The 25,402-nt window shown below is 61.6% G+C and carries 20 protein-coding genes and 3 pseudogenes; 9 read left to right on the top strand and 14 right to left on the bottom strand.

Annotated features, from left to right (window positions below):
* Positions 1-119: 119 nt before the first annotated feature.
* Positions 120-517 (top strand): annotated as a pseudogene (locus tag BCA01S_RS36150) (DDE-type integrase/transposase/recombinase); the annotation flags it as partial.
* 666 nt (positions 518-1,183) lie between these two features.
* Here the strand turns inward: BCA01S_RS36150 and BCA01S_RS33085 are convergent.
* The 3 genes from BCA01S_RS33085 to BCA01S_RS33075 all read right to left on the bottom strand — a co-directional run bounded on the left by BCA01S_RS33085 (position 1,184) and on the right by BCA01S_RS33075 (position 3,302).
* Positions 1,184-1,378, bottom strand: a complete 195-nt coding sequence (locus BCA01S_RS33085) for a hypothetical protein (RefSeq protein ID WP_244146073.1) — start codon at positions 1,376-1,378, stop codon at positions 1,184-1,186.
* Positions 1,379-1,744: 366 nt separating this feature from the next.
* Complete coding sequence (phbB, locus tag BCA01S_RS33080; RefSeq protein ID WP_027780538.1) at positions 1,745-2,488, bottom strand: acetoacetyl-CoA reductase; 744 nt, start codon at positions 2,486-2,488, stop codon at positions 1,745-1,747.
* Positions 2,489-2,738: 250 nt separating this feature from the next.
* The gene (locus tag BCA01S_RS33075) at positions 2,739-3,302 is read right to left on the bottom strand and encodes a phasin family protein (protein ID WP_027780537.1); all 564 of its coding nucleotides are present in this window, start codon (positions 3,300-3,302) and stop codon (positions 2,739-2,741) included.
* A gap of 986 nt (positions 3,303-4,288) precedes the next feature.
* Here BCA01S_RS33075 and BCA01S_RS36145 point away from each other — a divergent pair.
* The 8 genes from BCA01S_RS36145 (at position 4,289) to BCA01S_RS33035 (ending at position 12,434) form a co-directional block, all read left to right on the top strand.
* Positions 4,289-5,056, top strand: coding sequence for a reverse transcriptase domain-containing protein (locus BCA01S_RS36145; RefSeq protein ID WP_482052043.1), 768 nt, complete (start codon positions 4,289-4,291; stop codon positions 5,054-5,056).
* Positions 5,057-5,226: 170 nt separating this feature from the next.
* Complete coding sequence (locus tag BCA01S_RS33065; protein WP_027780536.1) at positions 5,227-6,171, top strand: dihydrodipicolinate synthase family protein; 945 nt, start codon at positions 5,227-5,229, stop codon at positions 6,169-6,171.
* A 310-nt stretch (positions 6,172-6,481) separates the two neighbouring features.
* Positions 6,482-7,633: a branched-chain amino acid ABC transporter substrate-binding protein gene (locus tag BCA01S_RS33060; protein ID WP_027780535.1), complete on the top strand. Its 1,152-nt coding sequence runs from the start codon at positions 6,482-6,484 to the stop codon at positions 7,631-7,633.
* Positions 7,634-7,910: 277 nt separating this feature from the next.
* Positions 7,911-8,891, top strand: coding sequence for a 4-hydroxyproline epimerase (locus tag BCA01S_RS33055; protein WP_027780534.1), 981 nt, complete (start codon positions 7,911-7,913; stop codon positions 8,889-8,891).
* On the top strand, positions 8,873-10,054 hold the full coding sequence (locus BCA01S_RS33050) for an NAD(P)/FAD-dependent oxidoreductase (RefSeq protein WP_042320335.1): 1,182 nt from the start codon (positions 8,873-8,875) through the stop codon (positions 10,052-10,054). The genes BCA01S_RS33055 and BCA01S_RS33050 overlap by 19 nt, the downstream gene beginning before the upstream one ends.
* Positions 10,047-10,313, top strand: a complete 267-nt coding sequence (locus tag BCA01S_RS33045; RefSeq protein ID WP_027780532.1) for a (2Fe-2S)-binding protein — start codon at positions 10,047-10,049, stop codon at positions 10,311-10,313. The genes BCA01S_RS33050 and BCA01S_RS33045 overlap by 8 nt, the downstream gene beginning before the upstream one ends.
* A complete protein-coding gene (locus BCA01S_RS33040; protein ID WP_027780531.1) occupies positions 10,310-11,578 on the top strand; it encodes an FAD-dependent oxidoreductase in 1,269 nt (422 codons plus the stop codon). Before BCA01S_RS33045 ends, BCA01S_RS33040 begins: the two co-directional genes overlap by 4 nt.
* A 76-nt stretch (positions 11,579-11,654) precedes the next feature.
* Positions 11,655-12,434 (top strand): AraC family transcriptional regulator, encoded by a 780-nt coding sequence (locus BCA01S_RS33035; protein WP_042320330.1) that lies wholly within the window; start codon positions 11,655-11,657, stop codon positions 12,432-12,434.
* Between the two features lie 289 nt (positions 12,435-12,723).
* On the opposite strand, the pseudogene BCA01S_RS36140 reads toward BCA01S_RS33035, so the two are convergent.
* The 11 genes and pseudogenes from BCA01S_RS36140 to BCA01S_RS39705 all read right to left on the bottom strand — a co-directional run.
* A pseudogene (locus BCA01S_RS36140) lies at positions 12,724-13,262 on the bottom strand (transporter substrate-binding domain-containing protein); the annotation flags it as partial.
* A 134-nt stretch (positions 13,263-13,396) separates the two neighbouring features.
* Positions 13,397-15,172: a glycoside hydrolase family 15 protein gene (locus tag BCA01S_RS33025; RefSeq protein WP_027780529.1), complete on the bottom strand. Its 1,776-nt coding sequence runs from the start codon at positions 15,170-15,172 to the stop codon at positions 13,397-13,399.
* A 3-nt stretch (positions 15,173-15,175) separates the two neighbouring features.
* The gene (locus BCA01S_RS33020; RefSeq protein WP_027780528.1) at positions 15,176-16,186 is read right to left on the bottom strand and encodes an SDR family oxidoreductase; all 1,011 of its coding nucleotides are present in this window, start codon (positions 16,184-16,186) and stop codon (positions 15,176-15,178) included.
* Positions 16,186-17,841, bottom strand: a complete 1,656-nt coding sequence (locus BCA01S_RS33015) for a GMC family oxidoreductase (protein ID WP_027780527.1) — start codon at positions 17,839-17,841, stop codon at positions 16,186-16,188. Before BCA01S_RS33015 ends, BCA01S_RS33020 begins: the two co-directional genes overlap by 1 nt.
* The gene (locus tag BCA01S_RS33010) at positions 17,831-18,478 is read right to left on the bottom strand and encodes a gluconate 2-dehydrogenase subunit 3 family protein (RefSeq protein ID WP_027780526.1); all 648 of its coding nucleotides are present in this window, start codon (positions 18,476-18,478) and stop codon (positions 17,831-17,833) included. Before BCA01S_RS33010 ends, BCA01S_RS33015 begins: the two co-directional genes overlap by 11 nt.
* Positions 18,475-19,392 (bottom strand): hypothetical protein, encoded by a 918-nt coding sequence (locus tag BCA01S_RS33005; protein ID WP_027780525.1) that lies wholly within the window; start codon positions 19,390-19,392, stop codon positions 18,475-18,477. The genes BCA01S_RS33010 and BCA01S_RS33005 overlap by 4 nt, the downstream gene beginning before the upstream one ends.
* A gap of 24 nt (positions 19,393-19,416) precedes the next feature.
* Positions 19,417-20,523, bottom strand: coding sequence for an enolase C-terminal domain-like protein (locus tag BCA01S_RS33000; protein ID WP_027780524.1), 1,107 nt, complete (start codon positions 20,521-20,523; stop codon positions 19,417-19,419).
* 13 nt (positions 20,524-20,536) lie between these two features.
* Positions 20,537-22,333, bottom strand: coding sequence for a thiamine pyrophosphate-requiring protein (locus BCA01S_RS32995; RefSeq protein WP_027780523.1), 1,797 nt, complete (start codon positions 22,331-22,333; stop codon positions 20,537-20,539).
* A 1,009-nt stretch (positions 22,334-23,342) separates the two neighbouring features.
* Entirely contained in the window at positions 23,343-24,059 is a 717-nt protein-coding gene (locus tag BCA01S_RS32990; RefSeq protein WP_027780522.1) for an IS6 family transposase, read from the bottom strand.
* A 134-nt stretch (positions 24,060-24,193) separates the two neighbouring features.
* The gene (locus BCA01S_RS32985; protein ID WP_042320325.1) at positions 24,194-24,700 is read right to left on the bottom strand and encodes a hypothetical protein; all 507 of its coding nucleotides are present in this window, start codon (positions 24,698-24,700) and stop codon (positions 24,194-24,196) included.
* A gap of 299 nt (positions 24,701-24,999) precedes the next feature.
* Positions 25,000-25,172 (bottom strand): annotated as a pseudogene (locus BCA01S_RS39705) (IS3 family transposase); the annotation flags it as partial.
* Positions 25,173-25,402 lie beyond the last annotated feature (230 nt).

Raw genomic sequence — 25,402 nt, 5'->3', positions numbered from 1 at the left:
TAGCGAAATTAAAGAACACGTTGAACGCGCTAGCAAAATTTACGGACATTCCGTCGTTCACCCGTCGTTGAAACGCAACAGGTGACAAAACCATCAATCCGGCTGTACGGCCCTATCGGATGGGGGGGCAGCCCTTTTCTCGCTATCAAATACCGTGGGCACGGCTAGCAAAATTTACGAACATCAACAGCAGCTGCGCGGTTCGATGGTATTTCCGCTTTGAGTCGAGCCTGCGCGACATTCAAGAGCTGCTGTTCGAGCGCGGCGTGATCGTTACATACGAGACCATCCAATGCTGTTGTGTCGAGTTTGCTAAGGGCTTTGCTCATCGCGCAAAGCGGCGCGACGCAAGCCGGGTAGTACATCGCATCTCGACGAAATGTTCGTTACGCGTCGTGGAGAACCGTATGTGCTATGGTGGGCGGTTTTCGAGCATGGCGCCGAGTTCGACGTCCTACTGCAAAAGCGGCGCGACAAAACCGCGGCCAAACGCTTCTTCAAGCGTGTGCTGCGTTCGGGCTATCGCTGATTGCGACGTCGTCACTTCATAGGATTGCGCTTCAAACTGTCTCCCTACACGGGCAAGTGCGCTTGCGGTGGGCGGTTTACCGTTACTTCAACGCCAATGGTGCCAGAGTGCTTGACGCACGAGGAGCCAGCTGCCGGCTTCGCGTGAACGCCTCAACGAGCGCTATGCATCCCCCAAGTGGCGAGCCTCGACCAGCGAAACTTCCCGACCGGGATTCGCGTCCATCAAGGTATGGGTCTACGAGCGTTCTTCGTCTCCAACCCGGGAAAGAAGAGACTCAAGCAGCCTCCCAAGCCTTGCCCGCTGCTGCGGGGTCAGCCCTCTCGTAGCGCTTACCTGCTGAACTCGTCCGCGCCAGTAGGTCCGGCTGAACACTGAATCTACGCCATCCCCTGACAGAATCCGTTCAAGATGGGCAAGCGCGTCCTCGGCTGTTTGGGGCGTATAAGGGCTCGCCCGATCTCCGAGGCCCTTTTCTGTCGTTGTTTTCATCCACTTCTCTCCCTTGGTGACCGATTCAATCCGCTCCGGACGCCAGGCTTCGGTGAGCCTGCTTCTGGGTAAGTCTGATGCGGCGTGGCCGGCCGGAGAGCGACCACGCACTGAAGGCGACGCGTCGAGTGATCCATCGCACGAGCGCAGCATCGGCAATGGTTAGCAAAGCTCGACGGTGGCCACCCACGGCATTTTCTCGAACTCTCTGAGAACGTCATTGAGCGACCCAGCGAACGTTTCGGTAAATGAGATGGTCATGTCCTCAAAGCCACGTTCGCTGCGGGCCGCAATCTGGACGCGCTCGACGTCATGCGCGACCGGCGTCAGCACCTGCCAGACCGCAGCGACCAGCATGCCGCCGCTCCTCGTACGAACCGTAATCTGATGGCCTGTGCCCGTTGCTAGGCTGGCAATTTCCGGCGACATCCTTCAACCCCTGTCGTTTTGTCTGTTATCCACACGAGTGGCGCGATCACATTCGCCCGCGTGGTTGATGCCACCATTCATGGCGATTCAGGTGTCGTAGCAGTCTTGCCCGTCTTCGCTCACGGCGATAGTGACCGATCACCATGAGCATCGCGATACCGAGGGCCGAGCCTCCGATGATCAGGCCCATCCAGGTTTCACTCATGACATTCCTTTGAGCGCAAGGGTGTTATGTGAATGGCTCCCGCCAGTTTGTGCGGTGCCGGCATGAACCGGCCGGGCGCGCGTGTCGAGTTACTGCATATGCTGGCCACCATTGATCGCAATATTGGAACCGGTCACAAAGGCAGCATCGTCCGAGCACAGGTAAAGCACGAGCGCCGCCACCTCTTCGGGCTTGCCCAGACGCCCCATCGGGATATGCGGTAGTACCTTCGTATCGAGTATCTCCTGCGAAATTGCCGTGACCATCTTCGTCGCAAGGTAGCCCGGTGAAATCGTATTGACGGTGACCCCCTTGCGCGCCACTTCCAGCGCCAGTGATTTGGTGAAGCCGTGCATGCCAGCCTTGGCCGCGGCGTAGTTGGTCTGGCCAACCGAACCCCTGGAACCGTTTACGGACGAGATATTGACGATGCGCCCCCAGCCGCGTTCGGTCATGTCTTCGCAGAGCGGCCTGGTCATGTTGAACACCGAGTCCAGATTGGTGCGAATGACCGCGTCCCAGTTGACCTTGCCCATCTTCCTAAGTGTCATGTCCTGCGTGATCCCGGCGTTATTCACCAGAATATCAACCGGACCGACTTCAACCTGGATCCTGGCCGCACAGTGCTGGCATGAGTCATAGTCGGCGACGTCAACTGGGTACGCGCGGAAGCTACGGTCCCGGATTTCCATGGCCGCTAGCCATTCGGCTGCGCCGATGTTGTTCGGCGAGTGCGTGACTACAACTGCATAACCCGCGTCATACAGTTTCGTGCTGATCGCTTCTCCGAGGCCGCCCATCCCGCCCGTAACTACAGCGATTCGTTTCGTCATCATTTCCATCCGTGATCGTAATAACTGCGAGGCCCTTGAATACCCAATGGCTGCCTCGCAAAACCCGCCATCGCGCTCCCACAAAGCCGGGCCGCCTCCAGCGTTGAGGAGGAACGGCTTCGGCACTGATTGAACTGCGCGGGTTTTTCTAGGTTTGTGGTATTGCGCGAATGGAGTCTGGTGCGCCTGCGAGCGACAACCAGCCGCGACGGCGCACTGCTCTATAGGTGAAGGGAGGCTCCCACTTGCTCTACGTCTTCCTGGCGCGCTCGTTAGACTGCGACGCAGCGTTTTCGCTGGCACCGGTGAGCATCGCGGAAACATTGGCCTGGGCGACTTCTACGACGCTCTGAACCGACTTGCGCACCGTTTCCGCCGTGTCGCTGGCCGTCGACAACGCTGATTTCATGGTGACGGCAGCAGGCGTCTCTGACCCCGCCGGCGCATGCTTTGCCCAGTTACCGATGCGGGCCAGTGGATCGCGGCTGAACTGGTCGCAATACACGTCGATGATCTTTGCCGAGGCGGAGTGGGTCGTGACCACAATGTCATGGACATGCTGCTGGTACGACAACGTCTTTGCTACAGCGGACTGGGCCAGGCGCAACGGTGAAGCCAGCCACCCGGCGCCCGCCGCGTCGGGATTGATGTCCTGAAGACGCGCGGTACCTTCGGATAGAACGGAGCGTCCCGCGTGCAGATTCAGGCCGGCCAGTTTCTGTACCCCTTCAAACGCCTCGATGGCCAACGAAAAGGAGGTGAAGACATTCGATCTATAGCATTGCATCAGTTCTTCACACGAAAATGCGTTCATTGCCTTCCCTGATTGATGTGAAACAATTCCCCAACAGACGCACCGGATCGCCAAGCTTCGCCGAAGTGAAAGTGAGCAGCCACGCTCGTCATTAGTATTACTAAATTCTTCGAAGCCAACTGCATCGCGAATCTACGGGCTCGCCATATAGGCGAAACCCCCGAATTTCTAACGTGGGCTCCCGGCCGGACGGCAAAAGACGATCACAAGCAATTTGTCCACATGCGGCCCTCTGGGGATCTTCAACGACGAATATACGTATGAAGCTACATATAGTGGGATTAGAGGTTTCATTCTAACCGCAAAATGTTACGTATTTTTGCAGCGCAGCTAAGTAATTACCCTAGTTCTTGACGAACCATCTGGACGGAGCGGAATATCGGATGATTCGGATTCCATACATACTGTTCCAAAGCCGCGATAAAGCGCACGATGCGCAACTTGTGTCACGAGGGCGAGCCATGGCGTTATGCAAACACAGCGGTCTACGTCGGCAGGGGTACGTGCAGGCCAGCCATTGAGCCACAATAGAAAACTGATTCCGGGTGCCGACGCTGTCTGTGTAGCGGAAGGCAAAACGCCTGAGCGCGCGATCGCGAGCGCCCGGATGACCCGGCGTGGTCGTAGAACCTGGCATGTGCGCACGCTCCTTGTTCGGGAACCGGGAGATCTCCAGTCTGGCCTGTCGCAGGATGGACAGGTCCGCATCGGGAAGGCGAGGAGCCGTAGCCGATGATGAACGGACGGGAGAAGTCAGACTCCGCCGTAGTAGCGATGAAGCCTGCGAACAAGGCTGGGGAACCAACTGCGGAGTGGGCGGAGCCAAGGGCGGGGACCAAGGGAACACGGGTCAGCCACGCACGCACCGGGCGCAGTACCGGGCAACCGTGCCACAGGGGCTGGAACGTGTACGGCAAGCTGCAAGACAGCGGAAGAAGGAGCGGTTCACCGCGCTTCTACACCACGTGACAGTCGACCGACTTCGGATGGCATTCCTTGCGCTCAAACGCAATGCGGCTCCCGGAGTGGATGGCCTGACGTGGCGGTACTACGAGGCAGGACTGGAAGAGCATCTCCAGCGCCTGTTCGCGCAGGTACAGAGCGGAGCGTACCGGGCACTGCCTGTTCGGCGACAGTACATACCGAAGCCGGACGGCAGACAGCGCCCGCTGGGGATTGCCGCGCTGGAAGACAAGATCGTCCAGCGTGCGGTGGTGGAAGTGCTGAACGCGATATACGAGGAAGACTTTCTTGGTTTCTCGTACGGGTTCCGGCCCGGGCGTAGTCAACACGATGCGCTGGATGCGTTGGCGACGGCCATCACCCACACCCCGGTGAACTGGATTCTGGACGCGGATCTTCGGAGCTTCTTCGACTCGGTTAGCCAGAGTTGGCTAGTCCGTTTCATTGAGCACCGGATCGGCGACCAGCGCATCATCCGCCTTGTGCGCAAGTGGCTCAAGGCGGGTGTTCTTGAAAACGGAGAGATTAGCGTCAGTGAGACCGGTACACCACAGGGATCAGTGGCTTCACCGCTGTTCGCGAATGTGTATGTCCGCCGGTACGGGTTCTCCGCCCGGTCTGTTGGCTGCCGCGTGGCTCCTGAGCTTGTCGGTGATCAGCTCGCGCGGTGCTCGTGCGTGCTTCCGCTGTGCCTCCTATCATGTGCATGGCTTTCCCAAACGCGACCCTATGCAGAAATCGTCGTCGTCAATGGGCTACGGAGACAAGACGGTCAGAAAAGCGCTGCCTAAAATGCTTCGCATAAATACCGTCACTACGACCGCCTCCCATACCGGCGCGTAGTGCGAGCCGTCCCTTGTTGGGTGCATCGACTTATGTGGGCGCTTGCTGAGCTTGAACAAGCCTCGTAAACCGAACCCGAAAAGCGGCTGGCGAACCTTCCAAATTAAAAGGAAACAGCATGAGCAACAACATCTTCACTGGCACGATTCCGGCCCTCATGACCCCGTGCACCGCCGACCGCCTGCCAGATTACGACGCACTCGTCGCCAAAGCACGCGAACTGGTTGATCTCGGCATGTCCGCCGTCGTTTACTGCGGTTCGATGGGCGACTGGCCGCTACTGACCGAAGCCCAACGTCAGGAAGGTGTCGCGCGGCTCGTGGCCGCCGGCATCCCCACCATCGTTGGCACGGGCGCGGTCAACTCGAAAGAAGCGATTTCTCATGCTGCGCACGCCGCAAAAGTAGGGGCGAGCGGCTTGATGGTTATCCCGCGCGTGCTGTCTCGCGGGGCGTCGGCCGCCGCGCAGAAAGCGCACTTCGCCGCGATTCTCGAAGCGGCTCCGGCACTACCCGCCGTCATCTATAACAGCCCGTACTATGGTTTCGCTACGCGTGCGGACCTGTTCTTCGAACTGCGCGGCAGGTATCCGAACCTGATCGGCTTCAAGGAGTTTGGCGGTGCTGCCGACATGCGTTACGCAGCCGAGCACATCACGAGCCAGGACGACACTGTGACGCTCATGGCGGGCGTTGACACGCAGGTCTTCCATGGCTTCGTCAACTGCGGCGCCACGGGCGCTATTACCGGCATTGGCAACGCATTGCCGCGCGAAGTCCTTCAACTGGTCGAGCTGTGCCGCAAGGCGGCGAAGGGCGATGTCACCGCGCGCCGTCAGGCGCGGGAACTGGAATCGGCGCTGGCTGTGCTGTCGTCGTTCGATGAAGGAACCGACCTGGTGCTTTACTACAAGTACCTGATGGTGCTCAACGGTGACACGGAATATTCGCTGCATTTCTACGAAACCGATGCGCTGAGCGAGGCGCAGCGTCGTTACGCGCAGACGCAGTACGAGTTGTTCCGCAACTGGTATGCGGAGTGGTCGAAGGAAGTGAATGCTTGAGACTTGAGCAACTGCAGTGCATGCAACATCGGAAAGCGCCCCACGTGGGCGCTTTTTTCATTGGAAGCCGCGAGAGAAAACCCTTAGAGACAGCCGCGCCTGCTCCGGTTAGAGCGACGCGCGAGGGCGCCGACGACTATGCAGATTTCTGCCTGGTTGCTGTCGATTTCCCTCAAGACTCCGCGATTTTTGGACTCTTATATTGCTCAAGCCATCCACCGGTTGGACCGGAAGGCGACAGGCATGTGCCTGCCACACAAGTGCGGGCGCGGGTACCGCGGTAATCCACTAAACGAGGAGCACAAGAACAATGCAATTCCATAGGACCGTCATCTCCAGCGCAATCGTCATGGGCCTCGCCCTGGCAGGCGCACCATGCTCCTATGCCGCAACGCCGGTCGATGTCAAGATCGGCTTCGCTGCGCCCCTCACCGGCGGTCAAGCCCACTATGGCGCGGATTTCCGCAGCGGGGTGCAGCTCGCCATCGAGGATATGAACGGGACGAATCCGGTTATCGGGGGCAAGCCTGTGCATTTCGTACTGGACGCCCAGGACGATCAGGCCGATCCTCGCACTGGCACGACGGTTGCACAAAAACTCGTGGACGACGGCGTGGTCGCCGTGATTGGCCACTACAACTCGGGCACCAGCATTCCGGCCGCGCCGATCTACGCGAAAGCGGGCACGCCGCAAGTTGCCATGGCCACTGCCCCCAGCTACACGCGCCTCGGGCTGCCCACCACGTTCCGCCTGCTGACTTCCGATACGCAACTCGGCGCCGTGCTCGGTGACTTCGCTGTGAAGGGGCTCAAGTTCAAGCGCCTCGCGATCGTCGACGATCGCACCGCCTACGGACAAGGCGTGGCCGAAGAGTTCGCCAAGGCCGCGAAGGCGGCGGGCGCGACGGTGGTCGCCGAGGAATACACGAACGACAAGGCCGTGGACTTCCGCGCGATTCTCACCAAGATCAAGCAGGCGAATGTCGACGCGGTGTTCTACGGCGGCGCCGACACTCAGGCTGCGCCGATGCTGAAGCAGATGCGCTCGCTCGCAATCAAGTCGACTCTGCTAGGTCCGGACATGCTCCAGTCGGATAACCTGATCAAGATTGCAGGCGAGGCGTCCGAAGGCACGTTGGCCGCGTCCGAGGGCAGCCCCCTCTCGCAGATGCCGGGCGGCAAGGCGTTTGCCGAGCGTTACCAGAAGCGCTTCAACCAGCCGGTCGAACTGTACGCACCCTATGCCTACGACGGCACAATGGCCGTGTTCAATGCAATGAAGAAAGCGGACTCGACCGATCCGCATGTGTTCCTGAGCGCGCTGAAGGCCACGAATATGAAGGGCGTCACGACAAGTGAACTCTCTTACGACCAGTACGGCGACCTCAAGTACGGCGGCGTGACGGTGTACAAGGTCGTCAATGGCACATGGAAGCCGCTGCAAACGGTGGGTACGAAGTAAGTCACCATCGAAGATGGGCGGTGCGCTCAGACACCGCCCGCGCAGACTGCTCACGTCACCGGAAGCGCGAAACACGTGAGCGATTTGCCTCCAGATACCGCGACGATGCCCGTTGAGATTCCCTCGCAAGTTTCTACTCTCGCATAGCTCGCGTGGTTGAGTACTGGCAGTGCTTACCGGTGCGTCCCGGTGTCGTGGCGCACTTCCCTTTGCTGTGCCCAAATCGTCACTGCCATAGCGGCGTTCGAACAAGACGGCCTTGCGGCCGATGCGTAGGATGGTGGACATGAACTCCATTACCGTTATCGACTCCCACACCGGCGGCGAGCCTACACGGCTCGTCGTTGAAGGCGGCCCTGATCTGGGCCGTGGCCAGATCGCTGAGCGGCTCGACATATTTCGCCGCGATTTCGATCACGTGCGTGCGGGCGTGGTCAACGAACCGCGCGGCTCCGACGTCATGGTCGGCGCGCTGCTTTGCGAACCGCATGATACGAGGTGCTCGGCGGGCGTGATTTTCTTCAACAACGTCGGTTTTCTCGGCATGTGTGGACACGGCACGATCGGCCTCATCGTGTCGCTCGCGCACATGGGTCGCATCAAGCCGGGCGTACATCGCATCGAAACGCCCGTGGGGGTAGTCGAAGCCGATTTGCACGGCGACGGCAGCGTGAGCGTCCGTAACGTGCCCGCGTATCGCTATCGCACGGAAGTGCAGCTCGACGTGCCGGGACTCGGCCGCGTGCATGGCGACATCGCATGGGGTGGCAACTGGTTCTTCCTCGTCGCCGATCACGGCCAGACGCTCGAATTTGCAAACGTCGAATCGCTCACGAATGTCACTTGGGCAATTCGCGCCGCGCTCGGAGCCAACGGCATCACTGGCGAAGGCGGTGCGCTCATCGACCACATCGAATTGTTTGCGGATTCGACCACGCCCGGTGTCGATAGCCGAAACTTCGTGTTGTGTCCCGGCAAGGCTTACGACCGTTCGCCATGCGGCACCGGCACGAGTGCAAAGATCGCGTGCCTCGCCGCCGACGGTCACCTCGCACCCGGCGCGACCTGGCGGCAGGAAAGCATCATCGGCAGCATATTCGAAGCGAGCTACGAGCCTCATGAAGACACGAGTAATGACGTGGACAATGCCAGCCGCCACTACGTGCGTCCCAGCATTCGCGGCACGGCGCACGTGAGCGCGGAGGCAAAGCTGATTTTCTCCGCGGACGATCCTTTCGCATGGGGCATTCGCGCGTGATTCGGCCGGGTCAGTCGAGTCCCGACGTCGTGGTGGTCGGCGCGGGCATCGTCGGCGCGGCTTGTGCACACGAACTGGCGGAGCAGGGCGCTGACGTGCTCGTCCTCGATCGCGCGGGCGTGGGCGGCGGAGTGACGGCAGCGGGTATGGGCCACCTCGTGCTGATGGACGACTCACCTGCCGAATTCGCGTTGTCTGCGTGGTCGCGCGATCTGTGGCTCGAGCTCGCGCCGCGTCTGAGTGCGCGCGAGGCGTTCGTGCGATGCGGCACGCTTTGGGTCGCCGTAGACGACGAGGAATACGAACTCGCGCAGACGCGCCAGCAGGCACTTGTGCAGGCCGGCGTCGACTGCTCGTTGCTGGACGCACAGCAGATGCGCGAAGCGGAACCCGAACTGCGCGAAGGCTTGCGTGGCGGCGTGATGCTCCCCGACGACGCCGTGGTGTACGCGCCTGCCGCTGCCGCATGGCTGCTCGCGCAGCCAGTGAAAGGACGCATGACGTGCAGGCTCGATACGCAGGTTGCGCGCGTGAAACGCGAGGGCGTCGTGCTCGAGAGCGGTGAAGCGATCGCAGCGGGCGCCGTGCTAGTGGCCAACGGTCTGCAAGCGTCCGATCTGCTGCCCGGGCTACCGATGCAGGCGAAAAAAGGGCATTTGCTGATCACCGATCGTTATCCGGGCACGATCCGTCATCAAATACTTGAACTCGGCTATATCAAGAGCGCACACAACGCGAGCGGTACGTCGGTGGCGTTCAACGTGCAGCCGCGTCCAACCGGTCAGATCCTGATCGGATCGTCGCGGCAATTCGACACTGTCGATCCGGCTATCGAACCAGACGTTCTCGCACGCATGCTACGCCGCGCCGCGGAGTATCTGCCGGCATTGCCGACGCTCAACGCGATTCGGGCCTGGACCGGCTTTCGTCCGGCCACGAGTGACGGCTTGCCGTTGATCGGGCCCGCAGCACCGTTCGGGGACGACTCCTGTCACCGTTCTACGTGGCTCGCGACGGGTCACGAGGGCCTCGGCGTCACGACGGCACTCGCTACGGCCAAACTGATCGCCGCGCAGATGCTCGATCTGGGCGACGTGCTGCCAATCGACGCTGCGCCGTACCTGCCTGCACGCTTCGAAAACGTGGGAGTCAGTCATGCGTGACCCCGTGACGATTAGCGTGGACGGACGCAACGCGCAGGTCGAGCGCGGCAGTTCGGTCGTAGCGGCTATCGCGCTCGTAACGGGCGGTGCGGACGTGGTGACGCGCGAATCCGTGAGCGGCGCGCAACGCGGGCCGCTGTGCGGAATGGGCGTGTGCCAAGAATGCCGCGTGACGATCGACGGCGTGCGCCATCGGCTCGCCTGTCAGACGCTCTGCACCGACGGCATGAACATCAGGACAGCAAGGTCTGCATCATGAATTTCGATATCCTGATCATTGGTGCGGGGCCTGCGGGACTGCATGCTGCAAGTGTCGCTGCGCAAGCAGGTGCTACAGTTGGCATCGTCGACGATAACGCACTGCCTGGCGGTCAGATCTGGCGACAAGGACCGCATCATCGACCGCAAGGGCGCGGACGCGAAGCAATCGATGCGGTGGCGCAAGCCGCGAACGTCGCGCGTTTGCGCGGTACGCGCGTCGTGCAGGCGCTTCGTGAACACGAGTTGCTCGTGGAGGATGTTACACGCGGCTATGCGATCGGTTACGACAAGCTCATCATCGCAACCGGCGCGCGCGAGCGTTTTCTGCCCTACCCGGGATGGACACTCCCTGGCGTGACAGGGGCGGGCGGTTTGCAGGCGCTGGTGAAGGGCGGCATGCCGGTGCGTGGCGAGCGCATCGTTATCGCAGGGACAGGCCCGTTATTGTGGGCGGCGGCCGTGACCGCGCGCGAACAGGGCGCGCACGTTGCGGCGATTGTCGAGCAGGCGCCGACGCATGCAGTGCGGCAATTCGCAATGTCGCTCGTGGGCACGCCAGCGAAACTCGCACAGGCGGCGCGCATGCGGTTCGCTTTGCGCGCGACGCCATATCTGCGCGGCGCCTCGGTGAGCGCCGCACACGGCGATCAGAAGATCACGCAGGTCGTGGTGCAGCAGGGTACGAGGCAAACGCAGATCGACTGCGACAGGCTCGCCTGCGCGTATGGTCTCGTCCCCAACACGATCCCGGGCACGGCGCTTGGTTGCGATGTCGCCGAAACGGACGGCGTGCTCGCCATCGTCGTCGATGACTTTCAGGCAACCACCCAGCCGGGCATCTATGCGGCCGGAGAATGTACGGGCGTCGGCGGCATGGAACTGTCTGCTGTCGAAGGGCGTATCGCCGCGCTTGCTGCGATTGGCAACGTAGCCGATGCCCGTGCTCTCTTTGCGGAGCGCGAACGCTACCGCCGCTTTGCAGCGAAAATGCATACGGCCTTCGCCCTCGATCCGCAACTCCGCGGACTCGCCACGGCAGACACTGTGATGTGCCGCTGTGAGGACGTCAGCTTTGGTGACGTCGCGCAGCATCGCGGCTGGCGTGATGCCAAGTTGCACACACGCTGCGGCATGGGGCCTTGCCAAGGCAAGATTTGCGGGGAAGCAGCAGCGTTTTGCCTCGGCTGGTCGCGCTATGGGCAGCGTCCGCCGTTCTCGCCTGCACGCGTGAGCACCTTAATGAGCTTCCAGACGCCGGTCTGAACGCCGGGAACCGCGAGCGTTCGAGCGACTGGGGCGTCGGCATAATCAAGCCAATCCAGATTCGCAACACTTAGCCATGAACCAACTGCTCCTTTCCGCTGTCACTGGAAACACGACCCTGCAGCAGATGGTGGCGCATTACGCGCTGCTCGTGCCGCTCTTCGATGCCATGCCCGATGTGGTCTTTTTCGTAAAGGATCACGAGGCACGGTATGTGATCGTCAATGCGACCCTCGCGGCCCGCTGCGGTTACAAGGACCGGCGGTCACTGCTGGGGAAGACAGCAGCAGAAGCATTCCCTTCGCGCTTTGGCCGCATCTATATGGAACAGGACAAGGCGGTTGTGCGAGATAACAACCGGCTGGTCGATCAACTTGAACTGCATCTCTATCCAGGTCGCCAGCCCGGTTGGTGCCTTACCTCGAAAGTACCGCTGCGCGATATAAAGGGACGCGTCCTGGGCGTCGCAGGTATCTCGCGCGATCTTCGAGCGGCTGCAAGTACACATCCCTCGTATCAACGTGTTGCGATTGCAGTAAAGCACATTCAGGATCATTACGCGCATCCGCTGAAGTTAGCGGATCTTGCAGCACTTATCGACATGTCAGTTGCGCAGGTCGAGCGCTATTTCTTCAGAGTCTTTCACCTTACGCCTCGACAGATGCTGCTGAAAACGCGGCTGGATGCAGCTTCGCAATTGCTCGCGGGTAACCTTAACATCACCGACATTGCGACGCGTTGCGGCTACACCGATCACAGTGCATTCACGCGTCAATTCAAGACGACGGTGGGGATTACGCCGACCCAATATCGCTCGTTGCTGCAACCCGCGGCGACGTCCGTCAGGAAGCATTGAAAAGCGGAAGGCCCCGCGTCCGTTTCGTCGTTGGGGAAACCTCGACGCAAAACCAATGGAAGCGGACGAAAAGTGGGGGAACGATCCCTCAACGGTGAACGGCCTCGGGCAGGGCGGGATAAGGCTTGCCTGCGGTCGCCGATAGTCTCTGTACACAGTATGACCCGGACGAATTCACTCGCCAGATGCAACGTTCGAGCACTGTGCCGGAATGCAAGGGTGGTGCATCAGCGAAACCTTAAACAAAAGATTCTCAATAAGCAGCTTCTGCGCACTTGCGTGCGCCTGCTTCGGCCGCCATGAAGCGTTGATGGAGCAGGCGAAGGCCCGGCGTTTTGTGCGTATCTTTTTCCAGTTGGTGCTTCACGCCCGCTACGACTTCCAGGTTCTGTCAAGGAACGTCTGCATGACGTTCGGTGAGCTAGGCGCGCGAGCGATCTGCGGCGCCTTCAACTCGGGCGTGAGAAAGAGGTCATACGCGCTGCCCCGGCCGACCGCGACGCGGTTGTGCGTCTGATCGACGTCCTCACTTGTTCTGACTGTCGAGTCGTCCCGCAATAGATAGGATCTTCCGTTCAGCATATACGGCGCGGTAAGCGCAATCTTCTCGCCGCGCAACGGATCGGCGACGAAGGAGCCGAAATCGGCGCGCTCCTCGCTTACCGCCTGCACCGATTTGCCGGCCTTGTCGAAGACCACGAGTTGCAGTTCTACACTCAGCGTTTTCGCAGACCATCGCGCGAGATCGACCGCGACGCCGAAAGGCGCGCCGGTTTGCGGATTTTTGCTGGCGAGAATCGGGTCGTCCAGATTGATCGACGCGCGCATCGTGCCCGTAAGCGTGAACGCGGAAACAATGGCTTGATCGATGGGCAGTGGTTCACCAACGCCGGTTCGATCTGAAGGCGTCGTGTTCGCGACACCGCTGGGCCAGCGCCTGACAACGTCATCGCGGCAATCGTCTACCCGCCACCTCTTTGCAATGTCGGCCCGCTCAACCCCAAGGCCGTGTTGATGAGCGCGAGATGACTGAGCGCCTGGGGGAAATTGCCAGCGAGTTCGCGGCGCTGGACGTTGTATTGCTCGGAGAGCAATCCCACATCGTTGGCCGTGGCCAGCACTCGCTCGAAATGTTGCCGCGCTTCCAGTGTGCGTCCTTGCAGGTTCAGGCAATCCGCCATCCAGCAGGAGCAAGCAAGAAACGTCCCTTCGCTCGGGCCGGAAGCATTGCGTTCGTGGCGTCGTATGAGTCCGTCTTCGCTCAACTGACGTCGAATGTTTTCGATGGTCGAAGCCATGCGCGGGTCGTCGGCGGAAATGAAACCCACCAGCGGCATCAGCAGCAGACTGGCGTCGAGTTCTTCGCCACCGTAGTACTGCGTGAAGGTGCCGAGCCCTTCGTTCCAGCCTTCGCGAAGTGCTTCCTGACGAATGCGATCGCGCAGCACGGAGAGCCGTTGGATAATCGCGGTCCCCGTGCTGCCCGACTGACGGCGGTTGACGAAACGGTCGAGCGCCACCCAGACCATAATGCGCGAGTATGTGTAGTGGCGCGGCGTTGCTCGCGCTTCCCAGATTCCGGCGCCCGGGAGGCGCCACACTTTCTCCAGGTGTTCGACAATGCGCGTCTCGATCAGGTCCTCGTGGGGCGCGGGGTCGAGTCCGCCCCGTCGTGCGACGTCGAGGCAGTCGATCACTTCTCCCAGCACATCCAGTTGATGCTGATGAGCCGCGGCATTGCCGATCCGAACCGGCTTGGCGTAGCGATGACCGGGCAGCCAGTCCACGGTCCACTCGCGGAGATGACGCCCGCCATCCACGCGATACATGATCCTGCTTCTTTCAGGCTCGATCGAAATGGTGCGTAGTAGCCAGTCACGCCATGCACGGGCTTCCCCATGAAACCCCGCATTGAGCAGGGCGACCATGGCGAAGCTCGTGTCGCGCAACCACGCATAGCGATAGTCCCAGTTCAATTCGCCGCCTGGCGCTTCGGGCAGCGAGGTCGTCGGCGCGGCGACGATCGCGCCGGTACGGCGATGCATTAGCGCTTTCAGCGTCAACAGTGAGCGACGAACCGCCTGCGGCCAGGCCGTCCGGCTGTCGTCGAACGTGGCGATCCAGTTACGCCAGAAGCGCTGCGTTTCATCGAGCGCGTGCTGGACATCGAGCGGTTGCGGCGGCGCGTCGTGTGCGCGCTTGCAGGTCATCGTGAAGCTCACGCAATCGCCTGCCTTGACTGTGAAGCGCGAGCGAATAGTGCGGGCCGCCAACTCGATGTGTGCGTCTGTCCGAAGTACGACGCAGTCCGGTCCGATGCGCGCCTCGACCCCGCCGTCGCGGTGTTCGAGCAACGGCGCCAGCTCGCCGTAGTTGAAGCGCAACCGCAATGCCGAGTCCATTTCGACGACGCCGTGTAATCCTGTAACGATGCGGACCACCGAACTCGGACCGTCGCCGACCGGCATGAAGTCAGTCACGCGAACGGCGCCGTCCTGGACTTCGAAGTCGGTCTCCATGATCAGCGTGTCGGGCTGATAACGCCGCGCGTGACCTCTGACGGGGGCGACCGGCGACAGCATCCAGTGGCCGTTATCGGCAGTGCCGAGAAGCGCGGCGAAACACGCATCGTCATCGAAACGAGGCCAGCACAGCCAGTCTATCGAACCGTCACTGCTGAGGAGCGCCGCCGTTTCGCCGTCGCCGAGCAGCGCATAGTCCTCGATCGGGCGGCTCATGGCTCAGCTCCGCCGCCTCGCCACGGCGCAAAGCAGGCTCAGTGCGCCCGCGCCCGCGAGTACCCAGAAGAAGGTCCGATGACGATCGGTGAACATCTCCCATGAGTGCTGCGTCGCTTCGCCGTCGAACCTGCCGTGCGCCGCGTAGTCGCCTTGTACCGGCTCGAACAGATTGCCGGCAGCGCCGCTTTCGAGGGGTTCATTTGTCAACTGACCGGTATAGCCCGACTTCGCGAGGTAGCGGTCGATGAGCGCGGGCGCAACGCGGTTGGCCAGTATCGCCTTCACGGTCGAGAATCCCACCCACACTTCGCGACGACGGTGAGTCGCCGCGAAAAAGATGGCCCGCGCGGCGACCTCCGGTTGAAAGACCGGCGCCACGGGCCGGGCGCGCTTGCCCATCTTGTTGCGGGCCCAGTCGAACTGCGGTGTGTTGACGGCGGGTAGATCGACCATCGTCAGATGGACCTTCAAACCGTCGTGAATGATCTCAGAGCGCAGAGAATCCGTGAAACCGCGAATCGCGAACTTGGCGCCGCAATAGACCGATTGCAGCGGCACCGAGCGGTAGCCGAGCGCGGAGCCGACGTTGACGATCGTTCCGCGGTTGCGTGTGCGCATGCGCGAAAGCGCCGACATCGTTCCGTGGACCTGGCCGAGATAGGTGACTTTCGTGCCCCGCTCGATCTCGTCGGGCTCAAGGGCAGAGACTGGCGCGAACGCGGTCGCCATCGCAACGTTGACCCAGACGTCGATCGGACCGAGCGTCTCTTCCACGCGCGATGCCGCTGCGCCCACGGCGCTCGCGTCGGCGACGTCGGTGGGAAGGGCAAGTGCGCGCACGCCGAAGCCCGCTTCGATTTGAGCGGCAGCCCGCGTGAGCCGGGCTTCGTCGCGCGACAGCAGCGCGACGTCATAACCGTGGCGCGCAAACTCATCTGCGGCCGCGCGTCCCACGCCCGCACCGGCACCGGTGATGACGGCTACCTTGCGTCCAGTAACGGTTGTTCGCATCAGAGGTCTCCTCGCGCCGCAAGCGCTTCGATCCTGTCGGCCGTGCGCATGGCGATTGCCTGTATGGTCAGCGACGGATTCACGCCGCCAACGGTCGGAAACACGGAGCCGTCGCAGATCCATAGGTTGTCGATGTCCCAGCTGCGGCAGTCGGCATTGACCACGCTGGTCGCCGGATCGTCGCCCATGCGGGCCGTGCCGTTCAGGTGGCATGTGTCGTCGGTTTCGCGCCAGACGTCGCGCGCGCCGGCCGCTTCGAGCGCGAGGCTCATGAAATCGAGCGAATGCCTGACCAGTCGCTTGTCGTTGTCGCACAGCGAATAGGTCACTCGCGCAACGGGCAAACCGTACTGATCCTTCTCGTCGGCGAGTGTCACGCGGTTGCGCTCCTGCGGCATGGCTTCGCCGACTATCTTCAGCCCCGCCTGATGGTTGTACTTCCGCATCTCGTCCTGCAACTGCTGGCCCCACAGACCTCGGCCGTTCTGTGTCGATACCCACGCGACCGGCAACGGTCCTTGACTCATGTAGCAATAGCCGCCGAAGAAGTCCTTGCCCTTATCCTCGTAATTCCAGTGCTCAGTGAGAGATAGCGAAGGCGGCCCCTTGTACCACCGGATTTCCTCGTCCATCGTGCCCCAGACTGCCTGATTCAACTGCACCATCAGATTCTTGCCAACGAGGCCGGAACTGTTGGCAAGGCCATCCGGGAAGCGCTCGGTCGCGGACATCAACAACAGGCGCGGCGTTTCGATTGCATATCCCGCGACCACGACATTGCGCGCCCGCTGGAACTGCCAGCGGCCCTCGCGCATGTATTCGACGCCGCTCGCGCGCCCGTCGTCGCCCATGGCGATGCGGCCGACCATCGCGAGATCGCGAATCTCGGCGCCGGCGCGGACGGCCCGCGGTATCCACGTGACAAGCGCGCTCTGTTTCGCGTTGGTGGCGCAGCCCGCCACGCAGAAGCCGCGGTAGACGCACGGATGGGCGCCGCCGCGCGGCGCTGAGACGGTCGCGAGCGGCGTGGGCGACCAGTCGATGCCCAGCGCCTCGCAGCCGCGCGCCAGCACGAGCGCGGACGCATTCAATTCATGCGCGCGATACGGGTAGCGCGGCCGCTTCGGCCCCCACGGATAATTCACCGGGCCCGCGATCTTCAGCGCCTCCTCGACTTCGCCGTAGTAGCGCCACATTTCGCGCCAGTCGAGCGGCCAGTCCGCGCCGTAGCCGAGCAGCGAACGCGACTTGAACCACTCGGGCCGGAAGCGCAACGAGACCATCGCGAAGTGGACGGTGCTGCCGCCCACCGCTTTGCCGCTGTTGTTGTTACCGAGGTGAAGCGGGTTGTCGCCGTCGCAGATGCGCTCGTCCGTCCAGAAGAGCTTGCCCTGATGCGTTTCGTCCGATGCGAACTCTTCGAGCGGGCGCCACCATGCGCCCGCGTCGAACGCGACCACCTTGAAGCCTTTTTCCGCGAGACGGCAGGCAAGGGTGCCGCCGCCCGCGCCGGTGCCGACGATCGCGAAATCGACCGGTTCATCCTGCGGATACTCGCGCATCGGAATCCATGCACCAGGGCGAAAGACGTCGGGCGCGCGTCCGTTCTTGCCGCGCGGGACGAATTGCGCATCGTGCGGGGCGTCAGCGGACACGGCGATTCTCCTTGTATGCCTGGTCTTCGCGGCCCGGCTTTGCCTCCGCTGCTTCCCAGGGATCGCGCCGGTTGGCCACCATGCGGACGTAACCGCGCGGATTGGCGGGTCCGCCGAAACCGATCTCGCTCCATGCATGAGGATGCGCGTAATACATTCCGCAGATGTCATGCAGCACGCGCTTCGCAAAGAAGACCGCACCCGGCATGCCGCGCCATTCTGGGCCGTCGAGCCTGCCCTCCTGCATGTCGGTGAGCAGCGCGTGGCGAGCTTCATCGGCGATGCTGGCGAACGGCAGTTCGTGGCGACTCCGGCTTTCCGCATCGAGCGCGCGAAGACCAATGCGCCACGCGTCGCGCATGGGCGGCAGACGCGCGTCGCGATAACCGTCGCCGACGTTGTCTGCGAGCCGTGCATCGACGAGCGCGGCGATGGGAACCACTGGGCGCTCCCGGTCTTGCGGCACGATGCACGCGCAGAGCGCACAGAGCGCCTGCCATTCGACGGCATCGAAGAAATGCGGCTCGTGCGGCGTCGCCAGACGCTCATCGATCACGGTGCGCGTCACGTCGTCCCATGAGGGCGTATCGCGTTTCGCCGTCACGTCATAGCCGGGATAGCGGGGCAGTCCAGTCATTTCTTTTCTGTCTCCCGAAGACGAAGGGCGCCGAGGGCCGCGAGCGCAAGCGCCGAAAAGCTCGGGGGCGCGGGCAGGGGCGGGCCGTTGAAGAGATTCTGACTCCAGTTGCGCCAGCCGCCGCGAGCGCGCGCGACGCCGCGTGCATGAAAGCCCACGCCGATAAAGCCGAGCGCCGTCGTGACACGCAGCCATAGCCGCGTGAACCAGTGATCGCGGGGCTCTGCAAGCGCTGCGTTGATGAGCAGCGCCGAGGCGACCGGCGGGATCACGATGGGCGCATACATGACCGGGTTCTGGAACGAACCCCTGAAGTGCATCAGCGCGACCTCGCCGATCGTGCCGACCAGCCCGGCGCTTGTGAGCAGCGCGAGCGCCTGACCTGCGGGCATGCCAAAGAGACGCGGCTCGTGCGCCGGCTCGTCTCGCAGCCGTTCGGACACCGCACCCAGCGCGCCCGAGAGCAGCAGCGCCATTGGCGCGCCGATCGGTGCCGCATAGAAGAGGTTGTGCCAGCTCCATCCGCCGGGGCGCTTTGTGATGTTGTACAGATGGAAACCCGTGCCCGCAACGCCCGCGAGCGCCGCGCTCAGGTAAATCGAATCCCGCACCGGATGCCGCGCCGGCTCGCGGTCCGTGCCGCCGTGCAAACCCGCGAGAAGCGACAGCGTGGAGACGGCGAGCGGCGTGTACATCGCAGGATTGTCGAACGAGCCGCGATAGTGCTCCATCGCACTGTCCGTCAGCACGGACAGCGCAAGCAGCGCCGAACTGCGGTTGAAGGTGCGCGCCGTGTCGATGTGCGCCCGTGCCGGCGAGGCCGGCGTCTCGCGTCCGCCAAGGCGCAGGAGCGCAAAAGTGGCAGCGGCGAGGCCGCAACCAATAGCGATGTCGATCGATCTTGTTTGCGTCATTTTTCGTGTCTCGTACCGCGAGTCTCAAACCGCATACCGGTGCCCATCCGCATGTTTGAAGTCGAGCCCGCAGCCGGGCCGCGACCAGTCCGGCGCAATGGCGCCGTTGCGCGCACGTGGTGCGCCTTCGAAGAGCATTGATTCGATGCGTACGTGATCGTGAAACCATTCCTGATGCCGCAGCCGCGGCGCCGCGCACGCGACATGAAGATGCAGCGCGGGTGCGCAATGCGCCGAGAGCGGCACATGAAAGGCATCGCAGAGCGCGGCCACGCGCAGGAAGCCGGTGATGCCGCCGCAGCGGGTGACGTCCGCCTGCAAGACATCGATGGCTTCATTGGCAAGCAGCACGCGAAAATCGTCAAGCGTGTAGCCATATTCCCCGGCGGCCAGTTCCATGCCCGCGGGCAATGCATTGCGCAGCAATGCGAGGCCGGCCACGTCATCCGATGAAACGGGCTCTTCGAACCATTCCACGCCGTATTGCGCGAACTCCTGCGCGTAGAACAGTGCCTGCTTGCGATCCAGCGCGCCATTTGCATCGACGAATAGACCGGCTTGGGCGCCAATGGCGTCGCGAGCAACTTCCACGCGATGCGGGTCGCGCACCGGCTCGGTGCCAATCTTTATCTTGACCCAGCGGCATCCGTCTTCATGCACCCAGCGGTCGAGCTGATCGCGTACTTCGTCGTCCGTGTAAGTGGTGAAGCCGCCGCTGCCATAGAGCGGAACGTGGCTGCGCGCCGCGCCGAGCAACCGCGCGAGCGGCATGTCGAGCAGCCGCGCCTTGACGTCCCACAGCGCGCAGTCGAGCGCCGATATGGCGGTAGCGGCAATCCCCGAACGGCCGATGTTGCGCACGCGCTGCTGCATGCGCAGCCACAGTGCGTCGACATTCCACGCATCCTCGCCCACGATGGCCGAAGCGAGCGTGGCCTCAATAAATTGCGCGGTGAAAGCGTCGTTGTATGTATAGCCGATCCCGGTCTTGCCCGCTGCCGTGACCTCCGCCACGACGAGCGTCGTGAACTGCCATGCGTAGGTGCCGTCCGCTTCCGGGCGATCGGTGGGAATGGTGTAGGCGCGGGCCCGGATGGATTCGACCGGCGCTTCGCGGTGGGTCAGGTGCATGGCGCGTGCTCGACTATTTGTCGTTATGACCCGGCAGCACAGCGCCGAGTACCTGCTTCGCGGTATCGATGATCACGTTCGCCTCGTCAGGATCGCCTTCGAACAGCGTTGTGGCGAACGCTTTCGCCTGTTGGAGCGTGATGTGCGGCGGCAGTGGCGGCACGTTGGGATCGGCCTTGACTTCGATGACCACCGGACGATCGGACGCCAGCGCTTCGTCCCAGGCCGCAGCCATGCGCGCGGCGTCGTCGACATAGATACCGCGCAAGCCGATCAACTCGGCGAAGCGCTGATAAGGCACAGACGGAATGTCCTGCGACGCTTCGAACTTGGGGTCTCCATTCATCACCCGCTGCTCCCACGTAACCTGGTTCAGGTCCTCGTTATTGAGCACCATACAGATCCAGCGCGGATCGGCCCATTGCTTCCAGTACTTCGATACCGTGATGAGTTCGGCCATATTGTTCATCTGCATCGCGCCGTCGCCGACGAGCGCGATGACGGGCCGCTCGGGATGCGCGAACTTCGCGGCAATGGCGTACGGCACCGCTGCGCCCATCGACGCGAGCCCGCCCGAAAGCGAGCACATCATGCCGCGCTTGATCTTCAGATCGCGCGCGTACCAGTTCGCGCAGGACCCTGAGTCGCTGGTCACGATCGCATTGGGCGGCACGCGCGACGACAGCTCCCACACCGTGCGCTGCGGATTCACGCCGCTCGTGCCCGACTCCAGCGCGCGCTTTTCGAGCTTCTTCCACCAGTCTTGCATCCAGCCTTCGATGTCCTTGCGCCATTCGCTTTCTGTCCTTCTCTCCAGTAACGGAATCAGCGCGCGCAAGGTCTCGGCGCTGTCGCCGACAAGATTGACTTCCATCGGATAACGAATTGAAAGCATGTCGGGCTTGATGTCGATCTGCACGCCGCGTGCCGCGCCTTCTTTGGGCAGGAACTCGGAATACGGAAAGCCCGAGCCGATCATCAGCAAGGTGTCGCATTCGGTCATCAGCTTGTAGCTCGGTTCGGTGCCAAGCAAACCAATGGAGCCGGTCACGAAAGGCAGGTCGTCGGGCAAGGCAGCCTTGCCGAGCAGCGCCTTCGCTACGCCCGCGCCGAGTTTTTCAGCTACGGCGATGACTTCGTCTGTCGCGTGCAGCGCGCCTGCACCGACGAGAATCGCCACTTTCTTGCCCGCGTTGAGGACATCGGCGGCGCGTTTGAGGTCGTCGGCATAGGGCACAATCTTCGGATCGCTGTAACCGACGCCCGAATGCAAAGTGCCGTGCTTGCGTGGCGGAGGCTCGTACTTCAGTTCCTGAAGGTCGTTCGGCAACACGAGTGCCGTGACCTTGCGCTCGCCGAGCGCGGTCCGAACGGCGCGGTCGACCAGATGACGAATCTGCGACGGCACGCTTGCCTGCTGCACGAACGCGCCCGCGACGTCTTTGAACATCGCTTCGAGATTGACTTCCTGTTGATAGTGGCCGCCAAGCGATGCGCGCGCCTGTTGCCCGGCAATGGCAAGCACGGGCATGTGGTCGAGGCGCGCGTCATAAAGACCGGTCAACAGATGCGCAGCACCCGGGCCCGAAGTCGCGAGGCAGACGCCCAGTTCGCCAGTGAACTTGGCGTGTGCGGAAGCCATGAACGCGGCCATCTCCTCGTGCCGCGTCTGGATGAATTCGATCTTGCCGTTGGCGCGATTGAGCGCGCCTAATATGCCGTTGATGCCATCGCCCGGATAGCCGTAGATGCGGCGCACGCCCCAGGCAGAGAGACGGTCGATGAGGAAGTCGGCAACGGTGGTGGACATGGCTTGCTCCAGCGAGACGGCAATGAATCGCGTCGGGTGTTGGATAAATGTATCACGGTGTGATGCAATTGGTGTGCCGCGCCTTATGTGATCGATGAAACGCACTTCTGACCGCCCATCGGAATTTCGCGAGAAGTGGCTGGGCCATGGCACGGCGCCACGGTGTGCGGCGCGGGAAGGTGGCAGACAGCATGGAGCGTTATGAGGCGGTATTACTGTGTTTTTACCAAGAGGCACGGTATTAATTTCAACCGTTTGAAGGAATGTCACGCGATCCGGCCGCTCGAAGTCAGTAGTGTGTAGCCGCGGTGCGACGCGCATCGGAATGCCCTCGCCGATGAGCGTCGACGGGTTGCCGACGGGTTGCTTGCTAAGGCGTACAACGCGATGCAGTCGTCGCACACGTCAATTCCCGCCAGAACACAAGGCGGTGGAGTCCTCGGATGCGGGAACTGGTTCGTCTCCAATGGGAGGTTTGCGACGGCATGCTCAAGCGGTAGCAGTAACAAGCTCGGGGCGGAGTCGTGGGCAGCCTGTTCGTCACTGAAGCGGTCCGGCGTCGTCGACCAGCTTGCGCGTTGGTCTCCAATCGTATTTCCGGCAAATGCGAGGACTTTCGCTGCGTAGTCTGAAGGGCAAGCGTGCACCAACAGCACGTTCGTCTCATTCAATGATTCCGCATTGTCGGACCCTGCAATAGATGCCGGGGAAGACCGGTGCAGGCTGACCAGCTCTTCTAGTCGCACGGGAAAAAATTCACGCAAGTATTCGGAAACACGATTTCCAAACGGAAGTGCTCGTACGTATTTCAGCGCTTCTGAGAGTTCGTTCTGGGTCGAGCGGGGAAGTTCGCCGGTCAAGGCGATCCGTTGCGGTACGCTTACCTGCTGTACCGGTCCGCTGCACGCAACGCGCGTCCGCCACGCTTGTCGCCCGGCTCGTACAGGCGTTTTGCCGGCGTTGTCAACTTGCCGAGCGTGAGACGGCACGACGGCGGGCGTGACGACTATCAGAAAGAGGTCGACGGATTTTGGGCGTGTTCGGCAAATTCACGCCATGCCACGAACTGAACTGCGAGTTGCTTGCGATAGAGTGAAGCGCGCAACAGATGCCGCTTGAGCGCGAAATGTTGCCGTATCGGCCCGAAGCACGAGAGAAATTTCTGTGTGCGTTTGAGGTCACGAAAGCCGCGCATGCGACGCTCGCGTTCGCGCGTCGGTTGGTGGCTATTCTCCGCACGGTTGTTCAGTCGGGCCGCCGCTTTGACGAACACGTGCTTCACGTTCGCAAGTTTCGGGATCTCAGCTTTTGCTGCCGGATAGCTGCGTAACTGATCGGTGACGATCTTGCGCGGCACCGGGTTCGATCGCATCACACGCTTGAAGAAACGTTTGGCCGCATCTTTATCGCGCCGCTTTTGAAGCAAGATGTCGAGTTCGGCGCCATGCTCGTCGACCGCACGCCACAGCAGGAACGGTTCGCCCCGCAGCGTGACGAACATCTCGTCAAGATGCCATGTGCTACCCGGCTTGCGGCGCGCCGCTTTCGCCCGATGAGCAAAGGCCTCGCCGAATTTGTCGCACCAGCATCGGACGGTCTCGTAGGTCACAACCGCGCCGCGCTCGAAAAGCAGTTCTTCGATGTCGCGCAAGCTCAACTGAAAGCGCAAATACCAGCGCACAGCGCAACTGATGAATCTTACGTGACCGACCTGATAACCTGACAACGCCGTCGAGAGTCTTCGAATTTTTTGTTCAATACGGATCGCCCAACGACTCCGGCCTGCATTTATCCTCGAGCTGGACTTCAGGAATGCTGCGTACCGTTTGTGCGTTGCACCGGGTGTGACCGGCGCGCTTGTTAAGGCAGACGATAGCGGCCGGTCTTCTTGCCAATGTAATGGAACGAACCCTTTTCGGCCGGCAGGGCCTGAACAACCTGCCAGTCGAATTGTCCCTGGACACCCTTGTATTTGCCGGTCCCCGAGACTAACGTTCCCTTTCCCGACGTTGAGCCATGGGGGTGAGTAAAGGCCTCAACGAACTTGTCGCCGTCTTTGTCCGAATACACGCAGTAGCCATTTCCTGCTCCGGCAGTGAAGCCAGCCTCAACACAGTGCGCGGTGATATTCTGAAGCAAAGGCGTCTTACTGTTGTTTGTCATCAAGAGGGTAGACTCGTATAGATACACCGCATCGTCCCCGATCCCGATCTCTCGTACGTCGGTACCTGCAGCGGTGTAAGTTGCATCGATGACTCCCTGCTTCGGTATTGTTTGAGCGCCTCCTGTGCATGGCGCGATTGCCGTAGCAATCGCGAATGTAGAGACACCAAGAATCTTCTCAACGTCATTGCAATCGAATCGCATCGCGGCGCCTCCGGAGCGAGTTCTTCGTGAATTCCGCACTAATTATCGAAGCAGGCGCGCGGTTCAGACCGTCGTCGGGACATGATCAAAGCCCTTAGTCAATTAATGGTCTTAATCCGACGCATTGACGAATAGCAAGCGAGATCAAAAAATAAACTTCCATTTAATTCAAGTGCACCAACTGTGGTTGATTTATAGTCTTTCAGATTAAAAACACAAATTTTTCTGGATGCTTTCCATTCTGTATCTGTTTCATGAATAGGCTAGGCGGGCCGACGGATTCCGCCGCGAGAATCCTGTTAGGGAGGTCGGCGAGCGCCTAGTGCACTTCCGCCGCGCTCTCCTCTGCACACAGGATCGAGCACCCCGATGAATCGTTCAATGATCGTGTAGCTCGCCAGTCCCGGTGATAGAACCACTCCGTCTTGAGCCGTCCGAAGAAACCTTCACAGGCCGCGTTATCGGGCGAACAATGGTCATCAGCGATTGGGGCGATGCGACAAACCGCTCAATCGCACCGAGCATCGAAGGTTTGACGAGGCCGCGTGCGGCTATAAGTACGGGCAGCATGCGCAGCCAGTTACCGGTCCAGACACCCGCAGCTGCCCTCTCGGCTGCATCAGTGTGCCGCACGGCGAAGGCTGCCGGGTCGAGGTCAAGACGACTCCGCTAGCGATCCGTCGCCGGCGTTACTTATGGATG

Origin of the sequence: Paraburkholderia caledonica NBRC 102488 (genome assembly GCF_000685095.1) — a bacterium.
Classification (GTDB): domain Bacteria; phylum Pseudomonadota; class Gammaproteobacteria; order Burkholderiales; family Burkholderiaceae; genus Paraburkholderia; species Paraburkholderia caledonica.
The sequence above is the reverse complement of the archived record's forward strand: the minus strand, read 5'-3'. Positions and strand labels throughout refer to the sequence as shown.